This window comes from Variovorax sp. 01T439_2, assembly GCF_056398445.1.
Genome location: NZ_JBFTPJ010000235.1, coordinates 1 through 6,786, shown reverse-complemented (window position 1 = coordinate 6,786; position 6,786 = coordinate 1). Strand labels below are relative to the sequence as shown.

At 66.6% G+C, this 6,786-nt stretch carries 7 protein-coding genes and 1 pseudogene; 5 read left to right on the top strand and 3 right to left on the bottom strand.

All coding sequences use genetic code 11. From position 1 onward, the window contains the following. The first annotated feature begins 117 nt into the window (after positions 1 to 117). Positions 118 to 1,104 (top strand): JmjC domain-containing protein, encoded by a 987-nt coding sequence (locus AC1DOC_RS13255; RefSeq protein WP_478129905.1) that lies wholly within the window; start codon positions 118 to 120, stop codon positions 1,102 to 1,104. Between the two features lie 6 nt (positions 1,105 to 1,110). Here AC1DOC_RS13255 and AC1DOC_RS13250 read toward each other — a convergent pair whose 3' ends face one another. Together AC1DOC_RS13250 and AC1DOC_RS13245 are read right to left on the bottom strand one after the other, a co-directional pair. Next, on the bottom strand, positions 1,111 to 2,337 hold the full coding sequence (locus AC1DOC_RS13250; protein ID WP_015866363.1) for an IS110 family RNA-guided transposase: 1,227 nt from the start codon (positions 2,335 to 2,337) through the stop codon (positions 1,111 to 1,113). A gap of 366 nt (positions 2,338 to 2,703) precedes the next feature. Further along, positions 2,704 to 2,991: a hypothetical protein gene (locus tag AC1DOC_RS13245; RefSeq protein WP_012745170.1), complete on the bottom strand. Its 288-nt coding sequence runs from the start codon at positions 2,989 to 2,991 to the stop codon at positions 2,704 to 2,706. A 302-nt stretch (positions 2,992 to 3,293) separates the two neighbouring features. On the opposite strand from AC1DOC_RS13245, the gene AC1DOC_RS13240 reads away from it, so the two are divergent. The 3 genes from AC1DOC_RS13240 to AC1DOC_RS13230 all read left to right on the top strand — a co-directional run bounded on the left by AC1DOC_RS13240 (position 3,294) and on the right by AC1DOC_RS13230 (position 5,803). Continuing rightward, a complete protein-coding gene (locus AC1DOC_RS13240; RefSeq protein ID WP_012745171.1) occupies positions 3,294 to 3,806 on the top strand; it encodes a hypothetical protein in 513 nt (170 codons plus the stop codon). Positions 3,807 to 3,935: 129 nt separating this feature from the next. Continuing rightward, the gene (locus tag AC1DOC_RS13235) at positions 3,936 to 4,424 is read left to right on the top strand and encodes a hypothetical protein (RefSeq protein WP_478079742.1); all 489 of its coding nucleotides are present in this window, start codon (positions 3,936 to 3,938) and stop codon (positions 4,422 to 4,424) included. A 131-nt stretch (positions 4,425 to 4,555) separates the two neighbouring features. Continuing rightward, the gene (locus tag AC1DOC_RS13230; RefSeq protein ID WP_278878950.1) at positions 4,556 to 5,803 is read left to right on the top strand and encodes a metallophosphoesterase; all 1,248 of its coding nucleotides are present in this window, start codon (positions 4,556 to 4,558) and stop codon (positions 5,801 to 5,803) included. Positions 5,804 to 5,818: 15 nt separating this feature from the next. Here AC1DOC_RS13230 and AC1DOC_RS13225 read toward each other — a convergent pair whose 3' ends face one another. Beyond that, on the bottom strand, positions 5,819 to 6,319 hold the full coding sequence (locus AC1DOC_RS13225) for a polyhydroxyalkanoate granule-associated phasin (protein WP_369663880.1): 501 nt from the start codon (positions 6,317 to 6,319) through the stop codon (positions 5,819 to 5,821). Positions 6,320 to 6,524: 205 nt separating this feature from the next. On the opposite strand from AC1DOC_RS13225, the pseudogene AC1DOC_RS13220 reads away from it, so the two are divergent. Beyond that, positions 6,525 to 6,786: pseudogene (locus AC1DOC_RS13220) on the top strand (acyloxyacyl hydrolase); the annotation flags it as partial.

The window sequence follows — 6,786 nt, the reverse complement described above, 5'->3', positions numbered from 1 at the left end:
CAGGCAAAAGTCAGCAGTTAATCTCAGAATTGAGTTCCAAAGTATTACTTTTGCTCGCGGACTTTGCCTTGACCTTGTTTGAGGGAAAAGGCGCCCAGAAGCGATCTGGAGGGTGCGATGTGCGTCACCAGCATGAATTCCGTCGGGGCTTCGGAAACGACGTATCGGGTGTGGACGGACGATCCCGGCAGCTTCTCTACCCAGAGGATCACGCCGATGCACCACAACTTCCACGAGCATCCGCTGTTCCAGGTGCCCGAACTCGTGAGGCTCGGGATGGAACTCTCGAAGCTGGACCAGTGCAGGTTCATGAACCCGGACAGGACGGTCGCGTCCAGGCTCGCGCACGACAGCCGGCCGCCCGACGGGCGCAGCATCGCGGTATTCTTCAAGCGCATGGAGGAGCCAGGTTCGTCGGTGGCCTTCTACAACATCGAAGTCATTCCCCGCTATTACGCGCTGCTGATGTCGGTGGTGAATTCGATGCGCTCCCTCGTCGAGCGCGAGCAGCCGGACATCTTCAGGGTGAACGGATTCGTTTTCTTCTCTGCGCCGCCTTCCGTCACGCCCTTTCACATCGATCGCGAGAACAACTTCTGGCTGCAGTTGCATGGCCACAAGATCCTCAACGTCTGGGACCACCGCGACCGCAGCATCGTGCCGGCGGAAGCGGTGGAGGATTTCATCGTCACGCAGTCGCTCCAGAAAGTGCGCTTCAACCAAGCGTTCTTGCCGCGCGGGCTGGAATTCGATGCGCAGCCCGGCGATGCCGTCTATTTCCCGAGCACCTCGCCCCACATGACGAGATCCACGGCCGACCGGGCCGCCACCCCTGGCGGTCGCCTGTCGATCTCGATCGGCGTGACCTTCTACACCGCTTCGACGCGCAAGGTGGCACGCATTCACCAAGTGAACCGGCTGATGCGCAAGTGCGGAATGTCTCCCTCCTATCCGAGCGAATCGCCCACCGCAGATACCGCCAAATCCGCCGTAGGTGGCTTGGTGGGCGCCTGCCGCGCACGGCTCGGCGCTGCGCGGGCCCGGTTCATCTGCATGACCTCGGCACGGCGAGTCAAGCACGCGCCGCCGCCGGGCTCCTACTAAGAAGCGCTACCCCGTATGAGCCAGTACAGGGACCTCGCAGCCGAGATCTTGAAGTCGTTTCATGAGGCGACGGATGGTTTTGGTGCGATCCTGGCGGTCGAAGTGCTCGCAGCCGAGGTCGTTGTACTCGGTGCCGTCACGAAGCATGTGGTACGCGGCGGTGAGCATCGAKGCGGCCACCGCGAGGATGGCCTTCTTGGCTCCGCGACGTGCCTTGATACGCAGGAACTGCGCTCGCAGGTAGCTGGACTTGACGCGCACCGCGGCCCAGGCGGCGGTCACCAGGGTGGTCTTGATCCAGGTGCCACTCTTGCGAACGCGGGTGGATCGGCGCTTGCCGGCGCTCTCGTCGCTGCGCGGGCACAGGCCTGCCCAGGAGATCAGATGCCCGGCAGTGGGGAAGCGCGACATGTCCACGCCGATCTCCGCCACCACGACACTGGCCGTCAGGTCACTGACCCCGGGCATCGTCGTGAGCAGGCGGGCGCGCTGCCGGATCGGCGCCAGCGCTTTTCCCACGGCCGCATCCAGTTCGGCCAACGTGTGGTGCAAGGCGTCGATCACCTGCAGGTGCAGCCGCAGCATGGTCCGGTGGTGCTCGGTGATGCGCCCGCGCAGTGCCTCGCGCAATTCGGCGCTCTTGTTGCGCGCCGTGCCCTGAGCCAGCGCAGCCAGTTGCGCCGGATCGCTCTGGCCGGCCACGATGGCATCGAGCATCGCGCGGCCGCTCTTGCCCAGCACGTCCGACAACACACTGCCCAGCTTGAGGTTAGCGTCCTCCAGCACCTTCTGGATGCGCAGCGAGTGCTGGGAGAGCTCCCGAACGAGTTGCTTGCGGGTGCGCGTGAGGTCGCGCAGCTGCTGGATCGCCTGCGGCGGCACGAAGCTGGAGCGGATCAGGCCGTGCGCCAAGAGATCGGCAATCCACATCGCGTCGTTGACGTCGCTCTTGCGGCCGGGCACGTTGCGGATGTGCGCGGCGTTGGCCAGCACCAACTCGAACTCAGCCTCCAGCACGTGCCACACCGGCTTCCAGTACACGCCGGTGGCCTCCATCGCCACATGGGTGCAGTCGTGCTCGGCCAGCCAATCGCCCAGCGCGAGCAATTCGGTGGTGGTGGTGCCGAAGCTGCGCACCTCCTGATGCATGGGCGGGGAGACGCATCGCACGCAGGCCACGATGGTGTCCTTGTGCACGTCCAGGCCCGCACAGCGCGGATAAAGCACTTGCATGAGAACCTCCTGACGGTTGAGGGGCACCGCAGGCAGTCCTCGTCGTCGAACTCTACTAAGCGTGCTTCGGGGCGTCGCCGCCCTCTGCCACATTCCGGGGTGCTCGCAGGACTGCGGGTCCAACTACTGAACGGGTTCGCAACACCAAGCAAACGCCGACCTCGTCAGCAGTGCCGAGCTCCATCCTATGACCATGCGTCATCGATCGCCAGCCACGACCCACGCTTCATGCCCCGGGGTCGGGCCTGCCCGATGACAAACTACTGAAACGCCCGGCCATTCCGCCAATCATTCGCCCGATCAGCGGCAGCCCAGGCGGAACCGCCCGGAGTTCAGCCGCCTCTTTCAGCAAATAAGCGGCCTGGCTCAAATGGACCGGTGGACGTGAACGCGGCCTCTGCCTGCGCTCCGCTCGCCCCGGCCACCGTGCATCATTTGCGCGACGCGTGCCAGCCCGCCGGTTCCGCTGGCCGCGCGGCCGACCAGCGCACCGCCGGCGGCGCCCGCCAGCAGGCGGCGCGCCAGGGAGTGGCTGCGCCCCGCGGTCAGCAGCAGCAGGACACCCGTGCCGAGCACGGCAAGGTGCTCGCCCGGGAAGCCGGGCCGCCGTGCGTCCTTCTGCTTGATTGCCTCGATCCTGGATCCAATGGTCATTTGAAGCTCCTTTCTGCTGTACGAACTTTCTTCATAACCAGCGGTACGGTGCACCTCTGTAGGCGCCGATGACGTGCACCGCGTCGAATCGGGCCCACAGCGGCGGCTTCTCAGGGTTTTCACAGGGAGGAGCCTCCGAAAGGGCGCCGACGCCCGTCACACGTCTGTCATCAGCTATTAAAACAATAGCGTTCAGTCCTTCCCCGAAGATCCTTCCTCGTAAACGCTATATCTAGCCCGACTCTTGCTAAGCAAAATCCTCGACGGATTTCACGTCACCCCATGATCGAGGACTCGAAGCAATGAACCTTATGCGTCTGCGGCAGCCGATGGCTGCATTGGTACTGGGCGGCACAGCAGCATTCTTCGGGGCGATGACATCGGCCCATGCGTTCTCGAACCCGCCCATCCAGATGGCGCAGGGCGTCGAATACATGTGCGGCGGCACGAACAAGGCCGAGGCGGCCTTCATGCAGATGGTCTCGCCGCGCTGGGCAGCCACCATCGAGTTCGGTATCAACGACAGCGCGCAACGCGGCAGTTTCCCCGCGCGCGCGGCGGTCCAGGTGCGTGAGAAGTACACGGGCCGCCCCGTGATGGAGGCGCAGTCGCAGGGGCCCTACATGCTCGCGCGGCTGGACCCGGGCGCCTACGACGTGAACGTGACGCTCGGCGGCCTCACGATGACGCAGACGCTGACGGTGATTGCAGGCGTGCCGGCCCGGGCAGTGTTCATGTGGCCGTCGAACTTCGACATGGCCTCGGTGATGCCGCCGATGCCGCAGGCGCTCGCGCAGACCTCGGCGGCGCGCTGAGCTTCCTCCCTTTCCTTCCCGGCCCGGCCGGGCTTGGACCTTTTCGTTAAGCCTTGCCTAAGCCGTGCGCCGCACAGTGGCGCACGTGGCCTTCCCCGGCCACGCAGACAAGGAAGAAAGGATCCAGACATGACCCACCCGATTTCATCGCATGCGCGGCCTCTCGCGGCCGCCATGCTGTGCGGCGCCGTTCTCCTCGCGGCGCTTTCTTCTTCGGCACACGCGACGGCCAACCCGCCGATCCGCATGACGCACGGCATCGAATACATGAGCGGCGGCATCGGCAGCGACGAGGCCAAGCTGATGGAGACGGTGGCGCCGCGCTGGCCGGCCACCTTCGAATTCGCGATCAAGGACCACAAGGGCGCCGAGTTCGCCTCCGACGTGCGCGTGACCGTGCGCGACAGCCATGGCACGGTACTGCTCGACAACGTGGAGTCGGCCGGTCCGTTCATGGTGGCGCGGCTCGACCCCGGCACCTATGAAGTGGAGGCTCGCTTGCGTGGAAACACGCTCAAGCAGACGCTGCAGGTCAGGCCCGGCGCGCCCGCTCGGGTGGCATTCGTCTGGCCGGCGGGCACCGATATGGCTTCTGCCGGCACGCGCGCGGTGCAGTGACCGGCGAGCGCCGGCCCGGTGGCGGCGCGGCGCAACGGGAGCCTCGCCGCCCGCTTCGACCGCAGCGCACGCTATCCGGCTGCCCGGCGCTATAGAAAAAATAGCGAGGCAGCGGCCGGAGACCGCCTTGAATGCGCGGCATGCGCCTTGCAGATGCCGTGTCCCGGGCCACGCCCGTTCCCATTGCCCCCATGCCGATACGTTCCCTGAGCGTGCTCACCGCGCTCCTGCATGTCTACATTGCGCTGCGGCTGCTGCCCGCGCTGGCCATGCTCACGCCGGCCTGGCCGCTCGCGCTGGCCGCGCTCGCCATCTCGGCCCTGACGATCCCGCTGCCCTTTGTCTCGCGCGGCAGGGAGCGCGGCGCCTCGGCGGGCGAACTGCTCCAGTGGACGGGGCTCATCAGCATGGGCTGGTTCTCCTCGCTGTTCGTGTCGACGCTGCTGCGCGACGCGGGCCTGCTGCTCGCCTGGCTGGCGAGCGTGCTGTTCGGCGCGCCGGTGCCCTGGCATGCCGTGCTGCCATGGAGCGCAATGGCCGTGCTGGTGCTGGCCACGCTGGTGTCGATGGTGGGTTTTCTCAATGCCCGCCGCACCGCGGACGTGAAGCGCGTGGAGGTTCCGATCCGCGGCCTGCCGGCGGCGCTCGAGGGCTTCACGATCGCGCAGCTCAGCGACATCCACGTCGGCCCCACGATCCGCAGCGCCTACATCCAGCGCATCGTCGATGCGGTGAACCGGCTCGGCGCCGATGCCATCGCGATCACCGGCGACCTGGTGGACGGCAGCGTGGCCGAGCTGCGCGAGCACATCGCGCCGCTGGCGGGGCTGCGTGCGAAGCACGGCACTTTCGTGGTCACCGGCAATCACGAGTACTACGCCGGCGCGCACGCATGGATCGACGAGCTGCGCAGGCTGGGCCTGAAGGTGCTGCTCAACGAGCACGTGGTGCTGCAGACGCGCAACGTGCGGGGCGCCCAGAACGACGAAGAGCTGTTCGAGAGCCAGCTGGTGCTGGCGGGCGTGACCGACTACACCGCCGGCCATTTCGATGCCGCGCACGCCAGCGATCCGCACCTGGCGCTGTTCGACGCGCCGCCGCTGGTGCACACGCGGGTGCTGCTCGCGCACCAGCCGCGCAGCGCGACGCTGGCGGCCCAGGCCGGCTACCAGCTGCAGCTGTCGGGCCACACGCACGGCGGCCAGTTCTTTCCGTGGAACCTGTTCGTGCCGATGCAGCAGCCCTTCACCGCCGGCCTGCACCGGCTGCACGACATGTGGGTCTACGTGAGCCGCGGCACCGGCTACTGGGGGCCGCCCAAGCGCTTTGGCGCGCCRTCCGAGATCACGCTGCTGACATTGGTGATGGCGCGCGGCTGACGCACACCCGCGCGCTCAGCCGCGCAGTTCTGCGGCCAGCCGCCGGGCGTTCGAGGTGGCGGCGGCGTGGATCGGCTTCAGCCCTTCGCGCGCGATGCGCACCGCCGCGCCCGAGAGCCGGCTGGCCGTGCCCGCCGCCCGGGCCGTGGCCTGCACGAAGGCGTCGCTGCGCTCCGCGGCCTGCGCCGGCGTGACGCTGCCGGCCATCGACAGAAAGGCCCCGGCACTCAGGAGCCATTGCTGCAGCGCGCGGTTCGCCAGCGAGACGTGGCTGCTGTGCCATTGCCGGACCATGGCGGCCCCGGACTGGCCGGCGGCGGCAATTTTTTCATCGCCCATGAGCTGGAACTCCGCGAGATCGGCCGCGCTGGGCGCGAGCCCCGCCTTGGCCATGCGCCCGGTGCGCATCTGGATCACGGAGCCGGAGGACAGCAGCATCTCCTGGGTCTTGAGAGCCACGTCGACCCACAGCATCAGCGGGTTGGACAGGCGGGCGACAGAAGTGAGGGATGGCATGGGGGCGCGATCTATGAGGACGGACGAGCCCCACTATAGACGCGAGGCGCGGCAATTGCTGCACCGCAACAAAACCGATTCCGCAATTCTGTTGAACAAGTCCTACTTTCCGACATGGCAATAGCCTCGGGCCCAGGCGCGGACTGCAGCGGAAAGTAATTATTTCTTTTCTTTTCTTTCATTATTTGCAGCTAACAACCACATCATGAAAACACACAGGTCCGCGTCCCTCGGGGCCGCCGTGTTCGCAGGCGTCCTGAGCCTGCTGGGCGCACCGGCTCATGCGTTCGAAGACAGCGCGCGCGGCTACTACTTCGAGGGCGGCCATGCGCCGCATGGCGACCAGGGCGGCACCGAGTCGGCCACGGTGGGCGTCACGCTGCCGTGGTCGCCGCGCCAGCCGGTGCATGAAGGGGCGCTCACGTCATACTGGGATCTGTTCGCGAGCCATTGGCATGCGCCGGCCC

What these genes read in the sequence shown, in the direction of transcription:
- AC1DOC_RS13255 (WP_478129905.1), top strand. Translation starts at nt 118, where the DNA reads ATGTGCGTCACCAGCATGAATTCCGTCGGGGCTTCGGAAACGACGTAT.
- AC1DOC_RS13235 (WP_478079742.1), top strand. Translation starts at nt 3,936, where the DNA reads ATGACCCACCCGATTTCATCGCATGCGCGGCCTCTCGCGGCCGCCATG.
- AC1DOC_RS13245 (WP_012745170.1), bottom strand. Translation starts at nt 2,991, where the DNA reads ATGACCATTGGATCCAGGATCGAGGCAATCAAGCAGAAGGACGCACGG.
- AC1DOC_RS13225 (WP_369663880.1), bottom strand. Translation starts at nt 6,319, where the DNA reads ATGCCATCCCTCACTTCTGTCGCCCGCCTGTCCAACCCGCTGATGCTG.
- AC1DOC_RS13240 (WP_012745171.1), top strand. Translation starts at nt 3,294, where the DNA reads ATGAACCTTATGCGTCTGCGGCAGCCGATGGCTGCATTGGTACTGGGC.